Here is a 22837-nt window from a genome sequence, read left to right as displayed (position 1 = left end):
ACGCGTTTCACGGCACCCGCGTCGCCGCCCGCGACCCAACCGGCGGCCGTCCCGAATCGCCACCCGCGACCGACCCAAGCGGCGGCGCAGCCTTCTTGAGGGCGACCCTCGACCCGGCGCATCCCCAGGTCGCGCGCACCCGTCCTGAGGCGCCGGCGGCCCAGGGACGGGAGCGGGGCGGGATGACCGGCCTGGGTCATACCTCGCCCCGCATCCGGCCGGTGGACCCGTATGGTGCCGATGACCAGCGTCCCTCGAACAACCCCGGGAACGGTTACCTGCGCGACGGCGAAGGCGAAGCCGCAGGAGGGCCGCCCTTCTGAAGGCGCCGAAGGCACCGTTTCGGGGCGGCGGCCGGTGAGTCGCGAGGGGCACGGGTGAAAGCGGGTCAGCCCACCAGCAGCGTGCCCAGGTGGGCCGCCGCCGTGCCTAAGCCGGTGGGGCCGCCGAGCACGGGCGCGGGGGACGCGCCGTGGGCGGGGACGGGCTCGGGGTCGGGTGGGCGGGTGAGTTCGGACTCGTCGTAGCGGCCGGTTTCGCGGTGCCACAGGAGGACTCCGGCCATCCAGTCGCGTAGTTCCTGGACGTACCCGTCGAGCGTCTGGCGGGCGTCGGCGTCGAGGCCGAGGTCGTCGCACAGGACGGGCAACTCGGTCGCGGCGAGGTGCTCGAACTGGCGCACGCGCGAGGTCATCAGGTCGTTGACGACGCCGACGGCCTGGGCGGCGTCGCATCCGAAGAAGTCCTGCACGACGAGCACGCAGTTGTGCAGCTCGCCTTCGAACTGGATCTCCTTCTGGTAGGAGAAGAGGTCGTTGACCAGGGCCCCGAAGTCGGCGGCGGAGTTCTCCAGGCCGCTGATCGTCCTGGTGCGGTAGACCTCCGGCGCGATGGTGTCGCCGTGGTCGATGCGGCAGAGGTTCATGGTGAGGTCGGAGCCGAAGCTCCTGCGGCGCATCTCGACGTAGTCGACGGGGTCGGGAACGCGGTTCTGCATGTGGTTGGCCAGCTCCCACAGCCAGCTCTCGGTCATCGACTCCACGCCCGCACGGAACCGGCGCCGGGCCTGCATCGTCATGGTGGACGCCGTGCGCACCCACAGGTCGGCCAGGGCGGTCTCCACCGGGTTCGCCGGCGGCGGCGTGGGCGCCAGGTCGAGCGGCATGAACGCCGAGAGGCGCGTGTTGAACACCTTGGCGCCCGCCATGTCGCGGGTGCGCCCGAATACCGCCGGAAAGTAGTCGTCGGCGTAGGTGCCCCAGGTCAGCCAGTCGGTCGCCAGGTCGAGCTCGCGCGCGGGGGCGTCGGGGTTGATGGCCGCGGCGCACACGGCGAAGTCGAACACGCGGAGCTTGCGCTCGCTCCAGACGGCCGAGCCCGGCACGCCGGCGAGGTCGGCGAACATGCCCGTCTCGCGCGCCCACTCGACGGTGTGCCGCCGGGCGGAGCCGAGATGGGGGTTGGCGCGCACCGGGAACGGCATGTAGATCTCGGGTGGCGTCATGGGCCCCACGGGCTGGAACGGCACATGGGTGTAGCTGCCGACCCCGCCGGGCCCTGACAGGCCGGGCCGCAGGTCGACACGCGCCGCGGCCGTGCCCAGCCCCACCGGGCCGAGCGGCGGGTTCCAGGTGGCCGGGAGGTCGCGGGAGCCGCGGTTCATGTAACGGCTGGAGCGCATGTGCCACTCGTGCCCGCCCGACTGCCAATCTTGCAGGCCCTTGACGTAGGCCAGCACGCCCAGGCGCTCCAGCGGGCCGAGGCCGTGCTCCTCGAAGAGCGGCGGCAGCTCGGTCAGGACGGTGTTCTCGAACTGGTGCAGCCGGGAGGTCAGCAGGTCGTTGACGGCGTCGGCCGCGCCCTGCGTGCCGAGGTCGAAGAACCGCTCGAAGACGAGCACGCCGTTGCTCAGCTCGCCCTCCTCGCCGATCTCGCGCTCGTAGGAGAACAGGTCGTTGCGCAGGTGCACGCCGTCGGCGAAGGTGTCCCTGAGCACGCCCATCGGTCGGCTGGCCGCGATGGCGGCGGGCACCTCGGCGCCCACGGCGTGCTCGACGAGGTTGGCCGACCACGGGGCGCCGCCGACCTTGCGCCGCATCTCGATGTACTCCAGTGGGTTGGCGACCCGGCCCTCGTCGATGTTCGACAGCTCCCACAGGGACTCTTCCAGCAGGTGGGCGGTGCTCTGGGCGAACCGGCGCCGCCAGTCGGCCGACATCGCCGGGACCGTGCGAGCCCAGAGGTCGGCCAGGCCACGTTCGACGGGGTTCTCCGGGACCGGCGGCGGGGAGTCGGGCGGGTCGACCGGCATGAAGGCCGACAGCCGGTCGAGGTAGGCCTTGGCGCCCGCGATGTCACGGCCGCGCTTGAACAGCTCCAGGAAGTGGTCGTCGAAGAAGAAGACCCAGACGTACCAGTCGGTGATCAGGTCGAGCTCGGTGGCCGAGGCGTCGGGATGGGTGTAGGCGCACAGCAGGCCGTAGTCCATGGCGTCGAGCCTGGCCTCGTCCCAGATGCCGAGGCCGGGGTCGAGGATGCCCATCTCCCACGCCCAGGCCCGGGTGTGCGCGCGCGCCGTCTCGACGTGGGGGTTGAGCCGCGCGGGATACGGCAGGTAGAAGTCGGGCAGCTCGAACGGCTGCTCCGCCGGCCCCTCCGGGCCCGAGGTGTCCGGGACCTCCCACGGCGTGAACGCGGCGGTGCCGAACTCGTGCCGCGCCCGGGCGTCCCAGGAAACCGATTCCGTCACGACGAACCCCACCCCATCTGGTCGCATGAACCGCCGCGGTGACGACGGCACCCTCGCCACCCAAAGTAATGGTTCGACAACGCTCGGTACAAGTTCGGGAATCGCGACCAGGCCGCCCGGGGTGCGGCGGCCCTCAGAACTCCAGCCGGTAGAAGACCGCCATCCGCCGCAGGACCGGAACGCGCCTGCCGACCCTGGCCAGCGCCCGGTATCCCGCCCCCAGCCTGCCGTAGTCCAGCTCGAAGGCGCTCAGGGTGGTCACGCACCGCAGGCCGGCCGCGGCCGCCTCCAGCTCCGCCGCGTCGTCGATGCCCCAGTACAGCGTCGCCTTCGCCTTGCGCACGATCCGGTTGATCTTCTGCATCCTGATGCCGCGCGTGCTGAAGCCGTCGAAGACGATCTGCCCGGAGGGGAAGTGGCCGACGATGCGGCGCAGGAGGGCCTTCCCCTCCTCCGCCCGCAGGTACATGGTCAGCCCCTCGGCGACGACCAGCACGGGCCGGTCGCCGGGCACCCGGGCGAACCAGGCGGGGTCGGTCACCGAGGAGCCGATCACCTCGTAGCCCTCACGCGGGGGGTACAGCTCGCGCCGCAGCTCGACCACCTCGGGGTAGTCGACGTCGAACCACCTCACGCCCGGCCCGGGGTCGACGCGGTAGACCCGGGTGTCGAGGCCGCAGCCGAGGTGCAGCACGACGGCCTCGGGATGGGCGTCGAGGAACTGCCTGGTCCAGGTGTCCAGGTGCTCGGCGCGGAGCGCCACGGTCACCTGGTCTCCCTGGCGGAGGCCCGTCTCGCGGAAGTCGAAGTCGATCGCGCGCACGGCGTCGCGGGCCATGGTGTCGTTGAGGATGGGGTGCGCCGACTCCGCGTCCAGAGCCCGGCCGTACAGGGTGCCGAGCATCGTGGCCTTCTCGCCGGTGAGCTGTAATCTCGCCATGCCGATCACGGTACGCCCGCCCGCCGTCGCCCCCGTTTCCGGCCACCACCCGAACCTACGACGCCACCTCAGCGGGCGCGGGCCGGCGGGGCTCGGCCGAGAGCATCATCTGACGGGCGACGCCCACCATCCAGATGATCGTGAAGGCGATCACCGTGGGGTTCTTGACGGAGACCAGCGTGGCGGTCGCCGCCTCGCGGGCGTCCTCGGCGAGCAGGTGCTCGACGGCGAGGCCGGGCAGCGTGTCGAAGGCGACGAACGCGAGGCCCAGCACGGCGAACTGCAGGGCGAAGTCGCCCCCTCTGCGCTCGATGAACGCACTCACGCGCTCCCACCGGTCCTGCCGGCCGAGGGACGCCAGCCGCGGGTCGTCCCTCATCGCCAGCTTGAAGACGACGTAGAGGAGCAGAACCCTGCTGACCCCCGTGGCCGCCTCCGCGGTGACGTTGACCGAGGTGGGCAGGTCGTGACTCCAGCGCACGGCGATGAATCGCTGAACGGTGGGAAGCATGGACAGCCCGAAGACGGTACCGAAGCGCCGGAGGTAGAGATTCCCACCCCAGCGTGCTGCGTCGCGGCTGAGCCGCCACCCGGAAAGAATAGCCATACTGATACGCTACTTCAGCGTGATGAAATATTCACCACATCGAAGCAACAGGAGCCGACGATGGATGGCGCCGATCTTGGCTGGGAGCTGAGCACCGCGGTCGTGCTCTTCCACGAGGCGGTCGCGCGGCGGCTCGGGCTGAACGCGGTCGACCACAAGGCCCTGGGGTTCGTCACCAGGAACGGCCCGCTGCCCGCGGGGGCGCTCGCCGCCGAGCTGGGGCTCGGCGCGAGCGCGATCACCGCGCTGGTCGACCGGCTGCAACGGGCCGGCTACGTGCGGCGTGTCCACGACCCCGAGGACCGCCGCCGCGTGCTGATCTCCGCCACCACCGGCCACCTGCCCGACCTGAGCGGCATCTTCGCCGACCTCGGCCGCGAGATGGGCGCGTTCATGGCGAAGTACGACGAGCGCGAGCTGGCCACGATCACCGACTACGTGAACGGCACCATCGAGGTGCTGAAGGCCCAGACCGCCCGCCTGGCGGCCTCCGCCGGCCCCGGCGAGCCGGAGCCGGCGCGCGAGGCGTGAGGTCAGGAGGACGGGACCGTGATCACCAGGGCGTCACCCTGGCCGCCCCCGCCGCACAGGCCCGCCGCGCCCGTGCCGCCGCCGCGGCGGCGCAGCTCGTGGGCCAGGCTCAGCACGATCCTCGCGCCCGAGGCGCCGATCGGGTGGCCGAGCGCGATGCCGCCGCCGTTGACGTTGACCTTGTCGGGCGAGACGCCGAGATCCTTGGTCGACTGGAGCACGACCGCCGCGAACGCCTCGTTGATCTCGATGACGTCGAGGTCGCCGACCGCGAGCCCCTGCTTGCCGAGGGCGTGCAAGATCGCGTTGGAGGGCTGCGACTGCAGCGAGTTGTCCGGCCCCGCCACGTTGCCGTGGGCGCCGATCTCGGCCAGCCAGGGCAGCCCGAGCTCCTCGGCCTTGCTCCGGGACATGACGACGACCGCGCACGCGCCGTCGGAGATCTGGGACGCCGAGCCGGCGGTGATGGTGCCGTCCTTGGCGAAGGCCGGCCGCAGCCGGGCCAGGGTCTCCACGGTGGTGTCGCCGCGCACGCCCTCGTCGGCGGTGATGACGACGGGGTCGCCCTTGCGCTGCGGCAGCGTCACCGGGACGATCTCGTCGTCGAAGTTCCCGTCCTTGGCCGCGGCGGCGGCGAGCTGGTGCGACCGGGCGGAGTAGGCGTCCTGCTCCGCGCGGCGAAGCCCCAGGCGGGTGTTGTGCCGCTCGGTCGACTCGCCCATGGACACCTGGTCGTAGACGTCGGTGAGACCGTCCAGGGCCATCGAGTCGAGGATCTCTCCGCCGCCGAACTTCACGCCCCTGCGCAGGCCGGGCAGCAGGTGCGGGGCGTTGCTCATCGACTCCATGCCGCCCGCGACCACGATGTCGAACTCGCCGGCCCGGATGAGCTGGTCGGCCAGGGCGATGGCGTCCAGCCCCGACAGGCACACCTTGTTGACGGTCAGCGACGGCACGCTCATCGGGATGCCGGCCTTGACCGCGGCCTGGCGCGACGGGATCTGGCCCGCCCCCGCCTGGAGGACCTGGCCCATGATCACGTACTGCACCTGGCCGGGTGCGACGCCGGCGCGCTCCAGCGCCGCCTTGATGGCGATGCCCCCGAGCTCGACGGCGGACAGGCTGGACAGGGAGCCGAGCAGCCTGCCGATGGGTGTGCGCGCCCCCGCCACGATGACGGATCGCGACATGCTGGACGGGGTGGCGGAAGAACTGGACACCGGGGCCTCCATGATGGGGTCTGAGGCGACTTTGCCACCATACCCAGGAGGCTCCACGCGGCCTCGCGGAGGTCTCCCCGGTACCGGCGGGCGTGGCGCCGGATGGATGGAGGGCACGCAATGCTTCTGAGAATCGACCACGTGGGCATCGCCTGCGCCAATCTCGACGAGAAGATCGACTTCTACCGATCGACCTTCGGCGTGACCGTGGTCAGCCTCGAAGTCAATGAGGAGCAAGGGGTGAAAGAGGCCATGCTGCACGTGGCCGACGGCGAGGGAGGCGGTTCCTACATCCAGCTCCTTGAGCCGCTGGGGCCCGACACGCCGGTGGGGAAGTTCCTGGCCAAGCGCGGCGAGGGCGTCCACCACGTCGCCTACGGAGTGCCGGACGTCGCCCAGGCCATCCGCGAGATCGGCGGCCGGGGGGTACGGTTGATCGACAGCGACCCCCGCCACGGGGCAATGGGCACCTCAATCGCGTTTCTTCATCCGAAAGACGTGGGAGGAGTCTTGACAGAGCTGGTGCAGTCGCCTCCGCGCCAGTCCCTAGCAGACGAAACTTAACAATGGCTTATTCGTAACAAGTCGCGCAGAAAGTCGGACGGCACCTCCAATTCGGCAACACCGGAGTACGCTGGCCTACCATCCGGACGTGGATCCCGCCATGGACGGCGAGCCAGCACAGGGACCCAAGGGGTGAGCGCCAGCACGCCCCGGCCGGTCGGTGCCGCGCGCGCGCGACCATCAGCCCGGGTTCCCGCCCCCGGATGTCCGCCCCCCGTCCGGCCCGTGTAGCCGTCTCGACAACCCAGGATCGAGCCTCATGCAGTCCGACATCGACGCCCAGTTGAACAATTTCTTTGAAGACGCCCCCACGCGGGAATTCGACGTGGTTCTCCGTGGCTACGACCGGCACCAGGTGCACGACCACCTGAAGCAGATCGACACCGACCTGCGTCAGTCCCGTGAGCAGCTGGCCGCTCTGCAGCGCGAGCTGTCCGACTCCCAGCGCCAGCTGCAGGAGCAGGAGCGGCCGACCTACTCCGGTCTCGGGGCCCGCATCGAGCAGTTGCTGCGTCTGGCGGAGGAGCAGGCGACCGAGCTCGTCCAGGCCGCCAGGGCCGAGGCGAACGAGATCAAGGCCGCCGCGAAGATCGACGCCGCCGACCTGCGCGCGGCGGCCGAGAACGAGGTCGCCGAGAAGCGGGCCCTGGCGACCCGCGAGGTCGACGAGATGCGCACCTCGGCCGAGCGGGACGCCGAGGAGATCCGCTCGACCGCCAGGCGCGAGGCCGACGAGCTCACCAGCACCACCGAGCGCGAGGTCTCCAAGCTCCGCGCCACCGCCGACCACGAGGTCGCCGAGAAGCGCGCGGACGCCGAGCGCGAGATCGCCAAGCTTCGTACGACCACCGAGCGCGAGGTCGCCCAGCTCCGGGCCTCCACCAAGCGCGAGCGTGACGAGGTGCTGACCACCGCCAAGCGTCAGGCTGACGAGATGCGTGCCCAGGCCCAGCGGGTCCTGGAGGAGTCCGAGGCCAAGCGCGCCCAGGACGAGGCGGAGTTCGAGATCCAGCTCGCCGCCAGGCGCGAGGAGGCCGAGCGCCAGGAGTCCGAGCGCCACGCCACCGCGCAGGCCGCCACGCAGAAGCTCGTCGCCGAGGCCGAGCAGCGCGCCGCGACCGCCGAGCAGCGCGCGACCAAGGCGACGCAGCAGGCCGAGCAGACCCGCCGCGAGGCCGACACCCACGCGAAGCAGCTTCTCGCCAACGCGCGCAAGAACGCCGACCAGCTCGTCGCCGAGGCCAAGTCCAGCGCCGAGTCGATCGTCTCCGACGCCAAGTCCGAGGCCGAGCGCAACCGTACGCTCGCCCAGCGGCAGGTCGACGAGCTGACCCGCCAGCGCGACAGCATCACCAGCCACCTCGCCCAGCTCCGCCAGCTCCTCGGCGGCGCCGCCCTTCCGGGCATGGACGACGCTCCGGCCGTGGCGGCCAGCCCGCCGAAGCCGGCGCTCGCGCCGACCCCGGTCGTGCACGAGAAGCCCGCTCCGGCCCCCGCGCCGGCGCCCGCTCCGCAGCGGGCCTCGCAGGCCGAGAACGACTCCGAGTGGTGGCAGGAGTAGGCACGACACGCCAAGGGCGTCAGGGACGGAACGGGGAGAGCCTGGCGACCGCCGAGGTCGCCAGGCTCTTCCGTGTCGTGCCCTGCCTTTCCCGCCGCCCCCTTGGAGCGAGCAGCGGCCGTGCCCGATTCCCGCGCGAGGTCACGCTGCCCCGCCAGGCGCAGATCCAGGCCCGCGCCCGGCCGGGGCCCGGCGCGCTCAGGTGGCGGTGAGGCCGCCGTCGACGAACAGCACCTGGCCGGTGACGAACGCCGACGCCTGGCTGGCGAGGAAGACCGCCGGGGGCGCCATCTCCTCGGAGGTGCCCCACCGGCCCATCGGCACGTTGGCGATGGTCGCCCGGCTGGCGTTCTCGTCCTCCCACAGCGGGCGGTTCAGCTCGGTGGCGGTCCACCCGGGGCACAGCGCGTTGACCCGCACCCCGGCCGAGGCCCACTCCAGCGCCAGCGACTTGGTCAGCGCGACCACGCCGGCCTTGGCCACCGCGTACGGGGCGATGAACGGCGCGCCCAGGGCGGCCACGGACGCCACGTTGATCACCGAGCCCGACCCGCGCTCCAGCAGGTGCGGCGCGACGGCGTGGCACACGGCCATCGTGGAGTCGAGGTTGAGCCTCATCAGCTTGTCCCAGCCGGACAGCCGCAGGTCCTTGAACGGGACGATGAAGTTGGAGCCGCCGGCGTTGTTCACCACGATGTCCAGGTGCCCCAGGGACTCGATGGCCCGCTGGACGAGGCCGGGGGCGGCGTCCCTGTCGGTGAGGTCGCACGGCAGGGCGTACGCCCGGCGCCCGAACGCCTCGACCTCCTTGGCCACCTCGGCCAGGGTGTCCTGTGACCGCGCGACCAGCGCGACGTCGGCGCCCGCCTCGGCGAAGGCGATCGCGATGGCCCGCCCGATGCCTCGTGACGCGCCGGTCACCAGCGCGGTCCTGCCGGAAAGATCGAACGCCCGCACGGCGGCCCTCCTGACTCGAAACCGAATAAGGTTCTATGAGATCGCGGTCCAGCGTACATGTCCCGGCACGCCGCGCGGCGGGGAGTCTCAGGCCTCGGTGGGCAGCGGGTGGGCCGACGGGTTGACGCGCTTGACCACCTCGTCCAGCACGATGCGCACATACGGCTCGCCCACCCACAGGTGCTTGGCGTTGTCCACGCCCACCACCTCCGCCTGCGGCACCCTGGCGAACCGCCGCCGCGCCTCCTCGGGCCTGAGGTAGTCGTCGAACTCCGGCACCAGCGCGACCAGCGGCCGCCCGAACTCGGCCCAGGCGTCGAGGTCGGCGTCGGTGGCCCGGCTCAGCGGGGGCGACAGCAGGATCGCGCCGTGGACGAGCGGGTCGTGCCCCCACTTCAGCGCCAGCTCGGTGCCGAACGACCAGCCGAGCAGCCACGGGTTCGGCAGGTCGTGGAACTCGGCGTACTCCAGCGCCGCCGCCACGTCGAACCGCTCGCCCTCGCCGTCGGCGAAGGACCCCTCGGACCGCCCGCGCGCCGACGCGGTGCCACGGGTGTTGAAGCGGAGCACGGCGACGCCGGCCAGGGCGGGCAGCCGGTTGGCCGCCTTGCGCAGCACGTGGCTGTCCATCATGCCCTCGGCCGTGGGCAGCGGGTGCAGGCAGATCAGCGTGGCGGCCGGGGCGCCCTCGGGCGGCAGCGCCAGCTCGCCGACCAGCGTCAGCCCGTCGGAGGTGTGCAGCTCGATGTCTTCGCGTACGGCGGGCAGTACCGTCGACGAGCGGATCTCCAACGATGGCTCCTTCGTGGCGGGCCGCCCCGTCCGGGCGGCTCGGTGGGTGACGGGCTCGGGGCGGCGTGTCCGGCTTCCCGCGCGCGGGCGCCGGGTTCCGGGATGGTCTCAGTAGCGTGAGCGGCCGGGGCCGCGGTGGATGCGCTTGCGCCAGCACGCGGTGTGCCAGTGGCGGCGCTCCTCCTCGCCTCCGGTCCAGTTCGGCCAGGTCACCAGGTGCGGCAACCCCGCACGGATCTCCTGGTCGCAGCCGGGACAGCGGTAGATCTTGCCGGTGGCCGCGCCGGAGACGGCGCGGATCTTCCACTCGCCGTCGGGCCAGTCCTCCACCCGCTCCATCCCGCGCAGCACGCCGTCCAGCGGGGGCGGGGCACCGCCGGGACCTCCCCGGCCGCGCGAACCCGTGCGGCGGGGGTCATCCGTGCGGCGGGCGCGGCGCGGGCTCATGACCGGACAAACGTAGACATGGCAGTGGTTTCTTCCGGCCGTCACCGGGACCTGACGCTCGTCACACCGGCGGTCACCAGGCGGTCGAGCAGCGGGGCCGGCGCGAAGGACGGTTCGCGGTACTCGTCGTACAGGGCGCGCAGCCCGTCGCGCGCGTTGCGCAGGCCGATGGCGTCGAGCGTCTCCAGCGGCCCTGCCGGGTAGCCGCAGCCGAGCCGCATCGCCGCGTCGATGTCCTCGGCCGAGGCGTACCCCGAGTCGTACATGCGCACCGCGTCGTTGATGTACGGCAGGAGCAGGGCGTCCACCACGAACCCGGCGCGGTCGGCGCACGCCACGGGGGTCAGCCCGAGCCCGCGGACCAGGCGGCGTGCGGCCTCGGCGGTGCCGGGCGAGGTGAGCGCCGTCGACACGACCTCGGCCACCTCCTCGCCCACCAGGTGCAGCCCGACCAGGCGCTCGGGGTGCGGCAGCCCCGCCGCGTGCTGGACGACGGGCGCCGGTGACAGCGCGACCACCAGGCCGGCGTCGCGCGGGCCGGCGGTCGCGACGCCCGCGTCCGCCAGCCGGGCGGCGAACGCCTCCGCGCCCTCCCCCAGCACGCCGACCGTCCCGGCGAACGGCTCGCCGCCGGGCGCCGTGCCCGGGGTGTCACGCCCGGCGCCGTCGTAGGCGTGGAAGCCGCGGCCGCTCTTGCGCCCCAGCAGCCCTGCGGCGGCCAGCTCGCGCAGGATGGGCGCGGGGGCGTGCACGCGGTCGCGGGTCTCCTGGAAGAGCACCTCGCAGATCTCGCGCGAGGTGTCCAGGCCGATCAGGTCGAGCAGGGCGAAGGGGCCCATGGGCAGGCCGGCGCCCGCCCGCATCGCGGCGTCGATGTCGTCCCGCGAGGCCACCCCGCGCTCCAGCAGCGCCGCGGCGTGGTTGAGATACCCGAGCAGCAGGCGGTTGACCACGAAACCGGCCCTGTCGCCCACGCGCACCGGCGTCTTGCCGAGGCGGCGCGCCAGCGCCGCGACGTCCTCGGCCACGCCGTCCTCGGTGACCACCGTGCCCACCACCTCGACCAGCCGCATCACCGGCGCCGGGTTGAAGAAGTGCATTCCGACGACGCGCCCCGGGCGGCCCGTCGTGGCGGCGATCGCGGTGACCGGCAGGGAGGAGGTGTTGGTCGCGAGCACCGTCTCGGGCTTGCAGAGGCGGTCGAGCTCGGTGAACAGGGCGCGCTTGAGGCCCATGACCTCGGGGATCGCCTCGACGACCAGGTCGGCCTCGTGCAGGTCCTCCAGCGAGCCGGCGAAGGTGACGCGGCCGATGATCTCGTCACGCTCGGCCTCGGTCAGCCTGCCCCGGCTCACCGCCCTGCCGGTGGACCTCTGAACGTGGCCGCGGCCGCGTTCGAGCGCGGCGGGGTCGGCCTCGACCCCGATCACCGCCAGCCCCGCGCGGGCGAAGACCTCGGCGATGCCCGCCCCCATCGTGCCCAGCCCGACGACTCCGACGGTCTCGTACGCGGCCACACCGACCTCCCTGCTGAAAAGTGCCGGCCCAGTCTCCCAGAGTCCTCGCGGTCGCCAGGACGGGCCCACCCGCGCGACGACGGCCCACGCGAAGGGCGCGGACGGTAGGGTTGGCCGTCATGCGACTGGTCATCGCGCGATGCAGCGTCGATTACGTGGGCCGGCTGACGGCACACCTTCCCATGGCACCCCGTCTGGTCCTCATGAAGGCCGACGGTTCGGTGTCGATCCACGCTGACGACCGGGCGTTCAAGCCGTTGAACTGGATGAATCCTCCGTGCAAGGTGCGTGAGGAGGAGGGCGTCTGGACGGTGACGCACGGCAAGACCGGCGAGAAGCTCATCCTCACGATCGAGGAGATCCTGCACGACTCCTCGCACGAGCTGGGCGTCGACCCCGGGCTGCAGAAGGACGGCGTCGAGGCGCACCTGCAGGAGTTGCTGGCCCAGCACATCGGCACGCTGGGGGACGGCTGGTCGCTGATCCGCAGGGAGTTCCCCACGGCCATCGGGCCGGTGGACATCCTGTGCCGCGACCACCTGGGCGGCACCGTCGCCGTGGAGATCAAGCGGCGCGGTGACATCGACGGCGTCGAACAGCTCACGCGCTACCTGGAGCTGCTGAACCGCGACACCCTGCTGGCGCCGGTGAAGGGCATCTTCGCCGCGCAGGAGATCCGGCCGCAGGCTCGCGTGCTCGCCGCCGACCGCGGCATCCACTGCGTGACGCTCGACTACGACACCCTGCGCGGCATCGAGCGCACCGACACGCTCTTCTGAGGCGGCCCGGCGGGGTGCCCTGCTGACACGGCTTCGCCGGATCCATGTTCGCCTGAGCGGGATCATGGGGGATTTCGCCGGGTCGGCGTCCGCGGTTCTCGTGATCGCCATCCATGTGCCATGTGGGGCCAGCAACGTGCTGGCCGTCACCGCGAGCTTTGGAGCACACATGGACAACCTTCCCCCTTCTTCCTGGCTCGGCCGCCGGCGGCTGTTGCAGGCGGCGATCGCGGCCCCCGCGGCGGCCGCCGTGACCACCGCCGGGCTGGTCGCCGCGCCCGCGCATGCCCAGCAGGCGAGCGGCACGTCAAACGGTCCGGGCCGTTTCGACCCCGCCAGCCCGCGTTTCGCCATTGCCGTGCTCCCGGACACGCAGTACCTGTTCGACGAGGACAGCTCCGATCCCGAACCGCTGCGCGAGACGTTCCGCTACCTCGGCCGGGAACGCGGAGCGGGCAACGTCGCCTTCATGACCCACCTCGGCGACGTCACCGAGCACGGCAGCGAGCACGAGATCAAGCTCGCGGGGCAGGCGTTCCGCGGCATCGACGGAAAGGTGCCCTACAGCGTCCTGGCGGGCAACCACGACGTCTCCGGCACCGACCAGCGCGGCGACACCGCCTACCTGCGCGCCTTCGGCCCGCACCGCTTCGCGGGGACGCCCACGTTCGGCGGCGCCTCCCCCGACGGGTACAACAGCTACCACGTCATCGAGGCCGCCGGCCGCCGCTGGCTAGTCCTCGCGCTCGACTGGAGGCTCTCGGCCGCGGGGCTCCGGTGGGCGCAGGGCGTGGTCGACGCCAACCGCACCCTCCCCGTCATCCTGACCACGCACGAGCTCGCCTACGCCGACGACGCCGGCCAGGCGTACCTGTCGTCGTACGGCCAGAGCCTGTGGGACGGGTTCATCCGCCGCAACGACCAGATCTTCCTCACCCTCAACGGGCACTACTGGCCGCCCGGCCGCGCGGTGATGAGGAACGACGCCGGCAACGACGTCCACGTCCACATCACGAACTACCAGGACCGTTACTACGGCGGGGCCGCGATGATCCGGCTCTACACGTTCGATCTGGCCCGCAAGGTGATCGACGTCGAGACGTTCTCGCCCTGGCTGCTCGCGCGCGACCCCGCGAAGCGCTCCCCGCTGGAGGCCGAGACGCTGGAGCTCACCGGGCCCGCCGACCGGTTCAGCATCGACATCGACTTCGACCGGCGCTTCCACGGCTTCGCACCGGTCGTCCCCCCGGCGCCCCGCCCGCCCGGGGCCGTGATGCCGAAGGGGACGGTCGCTTACTGGCGCTTCGACGAGGCCGGCATCCAGGGCGCGGGGAGCGACGGCGGCGTGGTCGCCGAGGGCGCCGTCGCGCGTGACCTCAGCGGCCATGGCAACGATCTGACCGTGCAGCGCCTGCACTCCAGCTCCGCCGAAGTGCTGACCTGGTCGAGCGAGCATCACGCGGGGCAGCCGGCGCACGCCAGCCTGCGCTTCGACGGGGGCAAGAGCCCCGACCGGGGCGCGGTGCTCAGGACATCGGCGAACGCGCCGTTGAACGGCATGAAGTTCGAGTCCGGCTACACCATCGAGGCGTTCGTCAGGTTCCCCGAGCCCTTCGAGGGCGACCACGCGTGGATGGGCATCCTGAGCTGGGAGGGGCGCAGCGGCGACGCCGGCAAGTCGAGCGGATGGTCGCCCGACGAGCCCACCTGCAGCCTGAACCTGTCGCCCGAGCGGTTCCTGCAGTACGTGGTCTACCCGACCGACCGGGACGCCGACCCGACCTCCTGGAGCCACGCCCTTCCCGTCGGGCGCTGGATGCACGTCGCGGTGGTCAACGACGGACGGCAGACGGTGATCTACATCGACGGCTCCCGGATCGCCCGTAACCCCGCCCAGCGGTCGAAGGGCATCTCCACGCTCGGCAAGCCCTTCGCGATCGGGGGAACCCAGTTCGCGGAGCGGTACGGCCAGGGCTTCTACGGCCATGTGGGGGACGTGCGCATCGTCTCGCGCGCGCTGCGGCCTCGCGAGTTCATGGTGCCGTACGCCTGAAAGTAACCATGTCAGTACGCAGTGAATTATGTCGGGATGAGGCGCAACAAACCGTGTCTGCCGTGCGTCTAGATCATGAACACGGGGATTCACTCGGGGCGCTCCAACCGACGCGCGAGCGGACAGGCCAGTAACTGCTTCCTGTCCGCTCGCGTACGCATCTCGGCGCCACACGACAGAGGACACTGCGAGAGGGCGGGCGGTGGCTTCACGGGCAGAGGGGTCTTCGTCGTGCTGACGAGAGGGCGCAGGATCGTCATACGGGGGGCGCTGGGGTTCCTGGCGCTGATCAACCGCATCAGGGCGCTCAGAGCGCCCGCGCCCGACACCTCGACGGTCCGCATCCTGCTGCTGCACGCGTACGGGATGGGCGGAACGATCCGGACGTCGATCAACCTGGCCGGGCACCTGGCGCGGACGCGAGACGTGGAGATCATCAGCCTGGTCCGCACGGCCGAGGAGCCCTTCTTCACGATCCCGCCGGGCGTGCGCGTGACGTTCCTGGACGACAGGACCGTTCCCCGGGGGCGGGTCGCCCAGTACCTGGCGCGGCGGCCGAGCCGGCTGGTGCCCCCGGAGGAGAAGGCGTACGGCACCATGAACCTGCTCACCGACCTGCGGCTGGTGCTCCGGTTACGCAGGATGCGGAGCGGCGTGGTGATCGGCACGCGGCCCGGCATCAACCTCATCCTGACCCTGTTCGCGCCGCCCGGGGTGCTCACCGTCGGCCAGGAGCACGTGACCTACGACTCCCACGCCCCCGAGTTGCAGGCCGCCATCAAGCGGCGCTACGGCAGGTTCGACGCGTTCGCCACGCTCACCGAGGCCGACCTGAAGCACTACCGCAAGGCGCTGAAGGCCCGGCCGCCCAAGCGCCTGGTGCGCATCCCCAACGCCGTCCCCCACCTGGCCGGGGACGTCTCCTCGCTGGAGGAGAAGGTGGTGATCGGCATCGGCAGGTTCGCGCGGGCCAAGGGCTTCGACCGCCTGGTCAACGCGTGGAAGACGGTCGCGGCCGCCCATCCCGACTGGGTGCTGCGCATCTACGGGGCGGGCCTGCCCGAGCGTGAGGAGCGCCTGCGCACCCGCATCGACGACGCCGGGCTCGCGGGCAGCGTCCAGCTGATGGGCAGCTCTCCGGAGATCGGGGTCGAGCTCTCCAAGTCGTCGATCTACGCCGTCAGCTCCCGCTACGAGGGCTTCGGCATGACCATCCTGGAGGCGATGAGCAAGGGCGTGCCGGTCGTGAGCTTCGACTGCCCGCACGGCCCCCGGGAGATCATCTCCCACGAGCACGACGGCCTGCTCGTCCGCTCTGAGAAGGCCGCCGCGCTCGGCGCCGCAATCTCCCGGGTCATCGACGACGAGGCCCTGCGCCGCGAGATGGGCGCCAACGCCCTGCGCACCGCGTCCGCCTACAGGATGGACGTCATCGGCCCCCGCTGGGAGGCGCTGCTGGCCGACCTGGAGACCCCCGGCGACGCCGAGCCCGAGCCGGCCGTCGCCGGCTGACGCGTGCGGCGGGCCGTCCACCTGGACGGCCCGCGGTGTCCTTCGAACGGTGGACTCCCGGGTCGGTCCATCGGTGGTGCCGCCGCCCGCCGCCCCCGCCCGATGCTTGACCCATGACGCGGACTGCGGTGAAGGTGCGGGGGCTCGCCAAACGGTACGGCGAGGTGCGCGCGGTGGACGACATGGACCTGGACATCCAGGCGGGTGAGATCTTCGCCATCCTGGGCCCCAACGGCGCGGGGAAGTCGACCGCCGTCGAGATCCTGGAGGGGTACCGCGACCGGGACGCGGGCGAGGTGAGCGTGCTCGGCGTCGACCCGCGGCACGCCACCCGCCGGTGGCGCGCCCGGGTGGGCGTCGTCCCGCAGACGGCGGGCGACGCGGCCGAGCTGACGGTCCGCGAGACCCTGCGGCACTTCGCGGGCTACTACCCGAACCCGGCCGACCCCGAGGAGGTGCTCGACCGGGTTCAGCTCGCCGACAGGGCCGACACGCGCATCCGGCGGCTCTCCGGCGGCCAGCGGCGGCGGGTCGACGTGGCCCTCGGCGTGATCGGCAACCCCGAGCTGCTCTTCCTCGACGAGCCGACGACGGGCCTGGACCCCGAGGCGCGCCGGCGACTGTGGCGCCTGATCGAGGACCTGGCGCGCGACGGCACGACCATCGTGCTGACGACGCACTACCTGGACGAGGCGGAGGCGCTCGCCGGACGGGTGGCGGTGCTGGCCGGGGGCCGGATCGTCGCCGAGGGCGCCCCGGCGACGCTCGGCGGGCGCGCCACCGCCCAGGCGCGGGTGACCTGGCTGGAGGACGGCCGGCGCGAGCACGTGGACACCGGCACGCCTACCACGACGGTCCAGCGGCTCGCCCGCCGGTTCGGCGGCGAGGTGCCCGAGCTGTCGGTGACCCGCCCGTCTCTGGAGGACGTCTACCTGCGCCTCATCGGCTCCGGGGCGGAACCGACGACGGCCGGGAGCGTCCGGTGAGCGGCGCCCCCGCCGCGCCCCCGGCACGCGCCGCGGCGCCGTTGCCCTCGATCGCGGCCACCGGCTGGTCGAGAGGGCTGCTCGAGACCAAGACGTTCTTCCGCGAGAGGGACGCGGTGGTCTTCACGTTCGCCTTCCCGATCGTGCTGCAGGTGGTCTTCGGCTCGATCTTCCGGGGCGCCGTGCCGGGCACCGAGATCAGCTTCGCCCAGCTCTACACCGCCGGGCTGATCGGCGCGGCCGTCATGGGCGCGAGCTTCCAGAACCTCGGAATCGGCATCGCGGTCGACCGGGACGACGGCACGCTGCGGCGCCTGGCCGGCACGCCGCTGCCGCACGGGGCGTACTTCACGGGCAAGGTGCTCAACGTCCTGCTGGTGGCACTGCTCGACGTGGTGATCCTGCTGGCGCTCGGCGTCCTCATGTATGACCTGAAGCTGCCGGACGAGCTGTTCCGCTGGGCCACGTTCGCGTGGGTCTTCGTGCTGGGGATCACCGGATCGGCCCTGCTCGGCATCGCGGCGAGCGGCCTGCCGCGGTCGGCCAAGAGCGCGTCCGCGGTGATCAGCCTGCCATTCGTCGTCCTGCAGTTCATCTCGGGGGTGTTCGTCCCGTTCACCCAGCTTCCTGAGTGGCTGATCACGATCGCGTCGGTCTTCCCGCTGAAGTGGATGTGCCAGGGATTCAGGTCGGTCTTCCTGGGCGACGCGGGGGCCGCCCTGGAGCTGACCGGGTCCTACGAACTGGACCGCGCGGCCCTGGTGCTGGGAGCGTGGGTCGCCGGAGGTCTGATCCTGTGCCTGACGACGTTTCGCTGGAAGGGCCGCCGCGACGGATGACGTCGTGGTCGGTCCTGCGGCCCCCGCCCGAGACGGCCGGGGCCGCGGCCGGCTCCCTGGCCGCCCGTCACGACGCGGCGGGCGCCGCGGAGACGACGGCGCGCAACGCCTGGGAGTTCGTCTGGGGATGGCGGATCCTGTTCCTGCTCGCCTTCGCCGTCGCCGTCATGCTCGTGGCCTCCGCCTCGGACGTCACCTCGGGGATGAAGGCCATCGCGATCTCGCTGCTGAGCGTCTGCGCGGGCGCCTACCTGCTGCTCGGGCGGCGGGCGATCACCTCGCCCCGCGAGCGCACCGGGTCGGCGACCGCGTACGTGGCGGTGGTGATGGTCACCTTCACCCAGGTGACGGCCGTCGTCCCCGAGGCCGCCTTCGCCCTGTTCGCGCTGTGCCCGCAGGTCTTCATGATGCTGCGCGCCCGCCGGGCGGTGGTCGCCGTGCTGGCGCTGCACCTGGCGCCGGGGGTCCGGTTCCTGGCCGTGCCGGGCCTCGGCGCCGACGCCGTGGTGGGCTTCCTGGTGACCAGCTCGGCGGGCCTCACCTTCTCGATCGTCTTCGGGCTGTGGACCTCGCGGATCATCGACCAGAGCGCGGAGCGTGCCGCGCTCATCGGCGAGCTGGAGGCCAGCAGGGAGAAGATCGAGCGGCTCTCGCGCGAGCGGGGCGCGATGGCCGAGCGCGAGCGGCTGGCGGGAGAGATCCACGACACGCTCGCCCAGGGGTTCACCAGCATCATCATGCTCATCCAGGCCGCCGAGGCGCAGGCCGACCCCGCGCGCCACCTCGGGCTCGCCGTGCGGACGGCCAGGGAGAACCTCGCCGAGACCCGCGGCCTGATCGCCGCGCTGAGCCCCGCGTCTCTCGACGGCTCCACGCTGGAAGAGGCGCTCGGCAGGATCGCCGCCCGGCTGGAGGAGGAGCTCGGCGTGCCGGTGCCGTTCGGGGTGGACGGCGCCTCGCGCCCGCTCCCCCCGGCCACCGAGGTCGTGCTGATCCGTGCCGCGCAGGAGGGGCTGGCCAACGTGCGCAAGCACGCCGCGGCGTCGGCGGCGGGGGTGTCGCTGGAGTACGGCGAACGGGAGGTCGTGCTGCGCGTGCATGACGACGGGGCCGGCTTCGACCACCTCGCCGGCCGCGGCGACGGCCTCGCCGCGGGCCCCGGTGGCGGCGGCCCGGGCCCGGCGGGGTACGGTCTGCGCGCCATGCGCAACCGGGTGGAGATGGCCGGCGGCACCGTCGAGGTGGACTCGGCGCCCGGGCGCGGCACGCGGCTCACCGTCCGCCTTCCCCACGAGGAGCGTCACCTGTCGTGATACGCGTGCTGATCGTCGATGACCACCCCGTGGTCCGCGAGGGTCTTCGCGGCATGCTGGAGGCCGATCCGGGGCTGGCCGTCGCCGGGGAGGCCGGTTCGGGCGACGAGGCCGTCGCCCGGGCGCGGGAGCTGGCACCGGACGTTATCCTCATGGACCTGCGCATGCCCGGCGGCGACGGGGTCGGCGCGATCACGCGCATCCTGGCAGACCGCCCCGAGAGCCGGGTCGTGGTGCTGACCACCTACGAGACCGACCAGGACATCGTGCGCGCGGTCGAGGCGGGGGCCGCCGGATACCTGCTGAAGGACACCTCGCGGGCCGACCTGGTGGCGGCCGTCTTCGCGGCGGTGCGCGGGGAGACCGTGCTGTCGCCCTCGGTGGCCACCAAGCTCGTCAGCCGCATGCGCGCGCCGGCGGCCGAGTCGCTGTCCAGGCGGGAGACCGAGGTGCTCGCGCTGGTCGCGCGGGGCCTGACCAACGCCGAGGTGGGCCGGGAGCTGTTCATCAGCGAGACGACGGTGAAGACCCATCTGCTGCGGGTCTTCGGCAAGCTCGGCGTCTCCGACCGCACGGCCGCGGTGACCACGGCGCTGCGCCGCGGCCTGCTCTGATCGGGCGCCGCGTAACGGACGCGCATCGGCCGGACGAGCGTGGTCGCGTTCGCGGCGATCGTCATAAGGTGGGCGTCACATGTTCGACGCTCTCCGGAGGAGCCACGATGTCAACGGCCACCGACCAGCGCACGTTCGACTCCGTGAACCCGGCCACCGGGGCGCTCGTCGGCACCCACCCGCTGCACGACGCGGCGGCGGTCGACGCCGCGGTGCGCGGCGCGGGCGAGGCCGCGCGCTGGTGGGCCGGTCTCGGCTTCGAGGGACGCAGGCGGCGGCTGTTCGACTTCAAGGCCGTGCTCACCCGCGACCTGCGCCGCGTGGCGCGGAAGATCCACGAGGAGACGGGCAAGCCCGAGGGCGACGCCGTCCTGGAGACCGCGCTCGCCGTCGTGCAGCTCGACTGGGCGGCGCGCAACGCCCGCAAGGTCCTCGGCCCGCGGCGGGTCGGCACGGGCCTCGTGGGCATGAACCTCGCGGCGACGCTGGAGTACCTGCCCCTGGGCGTGGTCGGGGTGATCGGGCCCTGGAACTACCCGGTGTTCACCCCCATGGGCTCGATCGCCTACGCGCTGGCCGCCGGGAACGCGGTGGTGTTCAAGCCGAGCGAGCTGACGCCCGGCACGGGGGTGCTGCTGGCCGAGCTGTTCGCGCGCAGCGTTCCGGAGCATCCGGTGCTGCAGGTGGTCACCGGGCTCGGCGAGACGGGCGCGGCGCTGGCCGCCCACCCCGGCGTCGGCAAGATCTCCTTCACCGGCTCGACCGCCACCGCCAAGCGGGTCATGGCGGCCTGCGCGGCCAACCTCACGCCCATGGTCGCCGAGTGCGGCGGCAAGGACGCCCTCATCGTCGACGCGGACGCCGACCTGCCCGCCGCGGCCGACGCGGCGCTGTGGGGCGCGATGTCGAACGCGGGCCAGACCTGCGTGGGCGTCGAGCGGGTCTACGTCGTCGAGACGGTGCACGACGCCTTCCTCGACGAGCTGACCCGGCGCGCGAAGGCCGTGCGCGGCGGCGAGCACTACGGCCCGATGACCCTGCCCGCGCAGACCGAGGTGGTCCGCGGGCACGTGGAGGACGCCCTGGCCAGGGGCGGGGAGGCCGCGGTCGGCGGCGCCGCGTCGGTCCGGCCGCCGTTCGTGGACCCGGTGGTCCTCACCGGCGTCCCCGAGGAGTCGAGCGCCGTCCAGGAGGAGACGTTCGGGCCGACCGTCACGGTCAACAAGGTGGCGAGCCTGGAGGAGGCGCTGGAGAGGGCCAACGCCGTCGCCTACGGCCTGGGCGGCACCGTGTTCTCCGGGAACACCCGGCGCGCCATGGAGATCGCGCGCCGCATGCTCAGCGGCATGACCGCCGTCAACGGCATCCTGTCGTTCGTCGCGGTGCCCGCCCTGCCCTTCGGGGGCGTCGGCGGCTCGGGCTTCGGGCGCGTGCACGGCGCGGACGGCCTGCGCGAGTTCGCCCGCCCCAAGGCGATCGCGCGGCAGCGGTTCCCCCTGCCGGGCATGACCCTCAGCTCGTTCGAGCGCACCCCCGCCGACCTGGACAGGCTCGTGAAGTTGATCACCTTCCTGCACGGCCGCCGAAAAGGATAGTTGTCCTGACACTTTCCGAAAAACGATCTTGCGTCCATAATGATGGGTTCCTGAAAAGCCTGCAGGACGCGAGGTGTGTGGCATTGGCGACGGGACGCGACTACCGGGGAATGACCGCGGAGCAGCGATTAGCCGACCGAAGGCAGCGGCTGCTGACCGCGGCGTACACGCTGTTCGCCGTCGCGGGGTTCACCTCCACGACGATCGAACGGCTGTGCGCGGCGGCGCGCATCTCCAACCGGGCGTTCTATGAATGTTTCTCCGGCCGCGAGGACCTGATGCGGGCGGTGTACGACCGGTGCGTCGAGGAGACGATGCTCGCGGTCTCCAAGGCGATCGGCCAGGCGCCGCCCGATGCCGACAGCCGCATCAAGGCGGGCATCAGCGAGTACATCGCGTTCGTCACCCGCGACACCCGGCGGGCGCGCATCATGCACCTGGAGGTGCGCAGGTCCGGCGACATCCTCACCGCCCACCGGCAGCGCGCCGTGTCCGGCTTCACCGACATCATCGAGGACACCCTCGGCGAGCTGGAGGGCGCCCTGCCCGGCAGGACCCACCTGATGGCTCTCGGCATGGTCGGCGCCATCCAGGAACTGCTGATCGAATGGGTGCTGGCGGAGAACCCCCCGCCCCTGGAACACCTCACCGAGACCGCCGTGCACATCTTCCGGCGGTCTTTCGGCTCCGAGCCGGCCTATCCCGGCTCGAAGGGCTCCACGAGCCTCTGAAAGCCCTCTGGCCGGGCCCGTGACGGGATCCGCGGCCGAGGGTGAAGGGCCATCGCGGCGACACCCGCGCACCTTCGCCGTGGGCGGACACGCCGCACCCGTGCAGCGAGGCCGGCCCGGCGGGACGGAGCGAGCCGCCCTCCCGACGGCCCGCCCCGATATGGACGACGTCCGGCGACCCCCGTCGCGTGCCGGATGCCGCGATCAGGCCGCCGCGGCCGCGTGCGGCTCGACCCGGATCACCCGGTGCAGCCGGGTCACCGCGAGCAGCCGCATGACCCTCGGCGGCACCCCCCTGAGCACGAGGCGGCGTTCCGCGCGTAGCGCGCGGCGATGCGTGCCGACCAGCACCCCGAGCCCGGCGGCGTCGATCAGCTCCAGCTCCGAGAGGTCGACGACGAGGTCACCGTCGCCGGCGTCGACCGCTTCGTGCAGGAGCGGCCGCAGCTGCGCGACCGTCCCCCCGTCCAGACGGGCTCCGACGTCGACCACCTGGCTTCCGGGAATCGTCCGGCCTCGCATGCCGCCTC

At 72.3% G+C, this 22837-nt stretch carries 21 protein-coding genes; 12 read left to right on the top strand and 9 right to left on the bottom strand.

From position 1 onward, the window contains the following. Positions 1-388: 388 nt before the first annotated feature. The 3 genes from PYR91_RS31635 to PYR91_RS31625 all read right to left on the bottom strand — a co-directional run bounded on the left by PYR91_RS31635 (position 389) and on the right by PYR91_RS31625 (position 4200). Entirely contained in the window at positions 389-2749 is a 2361-nt protein-coding gene (locus PYR91_RS31635) for a family 2 encapsulin nanocompartment cargo protein terpene cyclase (RefSeq protein ID WP_279785825.1), read from the bottom strand. A 133-nt stretch (positions 2750-2882) separates the two neighbouring features. Beyond that, positions 2883-3689 (bottom strand): class I SAM-dependent methyltransferase, encoded by an 807-nt coding sequence (locus PYR91_RS31630; protein WP_279785823.1) that lies wholly within the window; start codon positions 3687-3689, stop codon positions 2883-2885. Positions 3690-3744: 55 nt separating this feature from the next. Beyond that, positions 3745-4200, bottom strand: a complete 456-nt coding sequence (locus PYR91_RS31625; protein WP_279785821.1) for a hypothetical protein — start codon at positions 4198-4200, stop codon at positions 3745-3747. A gap of 156 nt (positions 4201-4356) precedes the next feature. Between PYR91_RS31625 and PYR91_RS31620 the strand changes: the two genes are divergently transcribed. Next, on the top strand, positions 4357-4827 hold the full coding sequence (locus PYR91_RS31620; RefSeq protein ID WP_279785819.1) for a MarR family transcriptional regulator: 471 nt from the start codon (positions 4357-4359) through the stop codon (positions 4825-4827). 2 nt (positions 4828-4829) lie between these two features. On the opposite strand, the gene PYR91_RS31615 is transcribed toward PYR91_RS31620, so the two are convergent. Beyond that, the gene (locus tag PYR91_RS31615; protein WP_279786058.1) at positions 4830-6017 is read right to left on the bottom strand and encodes an acetyl-CoA C-acetyltransferase; all 1188 of its coding nucleotides are present in this window, start codon (positions 6015-6017) and stop codon (positions 4830-4832) included. A gap of 150 nt (positions 6018-6167) precedes the next feature. On the opposite strand from PYR91_RS31615, the gene mce reads away from it, so the two are divergent. Further along, positions 6168-6611 carry a methylmalonyl-CoA epimerase gene (mce, locus tag PYR91_RS31610; protein ID WP_279785817.1) on the top strand — a complete coding sequence of 148 codons (444 nt, stop codon included), beginning with the start codon at positions 6168-6170 and terminating at the stop codon, positions 6609-6611. 259 nt (positions 6612-6870) lie between these two features. Further along, complete coding sequence (locus PYR91_RS31605; protein ID WP_279785816.1) at positions 6871-8172, top strand: DivIVA domain-containing protein; 1302 nt, start codon at positions 6871-6873, stop codon at positions 8170-8172. A 198-nt stretch (positions 8173-8370) separates the two neighbouring features. On the opposite strand, the gene PYR91_RS31600 is transcribed toward PYR91_RS31605, so the two are convergent. The 4 genes from PYR91_RS31600 to PYR91_RS31585 all read right to left on the bottom strand — a co-directional run bounded on the left by PYR91_RS31600 (position 8371) and on the right by PYR91_RS31585 (position 11885). Beyond that, positions 8371-9129, bottom strand: coding sequence for an SDR family NAD(P)-dependent oxidoreductase (locus PYR91_RS31600; protein ID WP_279785814.1), 759 nt, complete (start codon positions 9127-9129; stop codon positions 8371-8373). Positions 9130-9216: 87 nt separating this feature from the next. After that, on the bottom strand, positions 9217-9921 hold the full coding sequence (locus PYR91_RS31595; RefSeq protein ID WP_279785813.1) for an alpha/beta fold hydrolase: 705 nt from the start codon (positions 9919-9921) through the stop codon (positions 9217-9219). A gap of 108 nt (positions 9922-10029) precedes the next feature. Continuing rightward, positions 10030-10368: an ATP/GTP-binding protein gene (locus tag PYR91_RS31590; RefSeq protein ID WP_279785812.1), complete on the bottom strand. Its 339-nt coding sequence runs from the start codon at positions 10366-10368 to the stop codon at positions 10030-10032. 41 nt (positions 10369-10409) lie between these two features. Next, complete coding sequence (locus tag PYR91_RS31585; protein WP_279785810.1) at positions 10410-11885, bottom strand: 3-hydroxybutyryl-CoA dehydrogenase; 1476 nt, start codon at positions 11883-11885, stop codon at positions 10410-10412. Between the two features lie 119 nt (positions 11886-12004). On the opposite strand from PYR91_RS31585, the gene nucS reads away from it, so the two are divergent. From nucS to PYR91_RS31540, 9 genes are all read left to right on the top strand, one after another. Further along, positions 12005-12664 carry an endonuclease NucS gene (gene nucS, locus PYR91_RS31580; protein ID WP_279785809.1) on the top strand — a complete coding sequence of 220 codons (660 nt, stop codon included), beginning with the start codon at positions 12005-12007 and terminating at the stop codon, positions 12662-12664. A 169-nt stretch (positions 12665-12833) separates the two neighbouring features. After that, positions 12834-14717 (top strand): LamG-like jellyroll fold domain-containing protein, encoded by a 1884-nt coding sequence (locus PYR91_RS31575; RefSeq protein WP_279785808.1) that lies wholly within the window; start codon positions 12834-12836, stop codon positions 14715-14717. Between the two features lie 231 nt (positions 14718-14948). Beyond that, the gene (locus PYR91_RS31570; protein WP_279785806.1) at positions 14949-16229 is read left to right on the top strand and encodes a glycosyltransferase family 4 protein; all 1281 of its coding nucleotides are present in this window, start codon (positions 14949-14951) and stop codon (positions 16227-16229) included. A 113-nt stretch (positions 16230-16342) separates the two neighbouring features. Then, positions 16343-17215, top strand: coding sequence for an ABC transporter ATP-binding protein (locus PYR91_RS31565; RefSeq protein ID WP_279785805.1), 873 nt, complete (start codon positions 16343-16345; stop codon positions 17213-17215). Next, positions 17212-18054 carry an ABC transporter permease gene (locus PYR91_RS31560; RefSeq protein WP_279785803.1) on the top strand — a complete coding sequence of 281 codons (843 nt, stop codon included), beginning with the start codon at positions 17212-17214 and terminating at the stop codon, positions 18052-18054. The genes PYR91_RS31565 and PYR91_RS31560 overlap by 4 nt, the downstream gene beginning before the upstream one ends. Beyond that, the gene (locus PYR91_RS31555) at positions 18012-19367 is read left to right on the top strand and encodes a sensor histidine kinase (RefSeq protein ID WP_279785801.1); all 1356 of its coding nucleotides are present in this window, start codon (positions 18012-18014) and stop codon (positions 19365-19367) included. The genes PYR91_RS31560 and PYR91_RS31555 overlap by 43 nt, the downstream gene beginning before the upstream one ends. Further along, positions 19364-19981, top strand: a complete 618-nt coding sequence (locus tag PYR91_RS31550; protein ID WP_279785799.1) for a response regulator transcription factor — start codon at positions 19364-19366, stop codon at positions 19979-19981. The genes PYR91_RS31555 and PYR91_RS31550 overlap by 4 nt, the downstream gene beginning before the upstream one ends. Positions 19982-20088: 107 nt before the next feature. Continuing rightward, positions 20089-21576, top strand: a complete 1488-nt coding sequence (locus PYR91_RS31545; protein WP_279785798.1) for an aldehyde dehydrogenase family protein — start codon at positions 20089-20091, stop codon at positions 21574-21576. An 83-nt stretch (positions 21577-21659) separates the two neighbouring features. Further along, on the top strand, positions 21660-22307 hold the full coding sequence (locus PYR91_RS31540; RefSeq protein ID WP_279785796.1) for a TetR/AcrR family transcriptional regulator: 648 nt from the start codon (positions 21660-21662) through the stop codon (positions 22305-22307). Between the two features lie 204 nt (positions 22308-22511). On the opposite strand, the gene PYR91_RS31535 is transcribed toward PYR91_RS31540, so the two are convergent. After that, entirely contained in the window at positions 22512-22829 is a 318-nt protein-coding gene (locus PYR91_RS31535) for an STAS domain-containing protein (protein ID WP_279785794.1), read from the bottom strand. Positions 22830-22837: the final 8 nt, after the last annotated feature.

The sequence above is a fragment of the Sphaerisporangium sp. TRM90804 genome (genome assembly GCF_029846175.1).
In the GTDB taxonomy this organism is placed as follows: Bacteria; Actinomycetota; Actinomycetes; order Streptosporangiales; family Streptosporangiaceae; genus Sphaerisporangium.
Note: the sequence above shows the minus strand (reverse complement) of the source record. Positions and strands in the feature narration are given on the sequence as shown.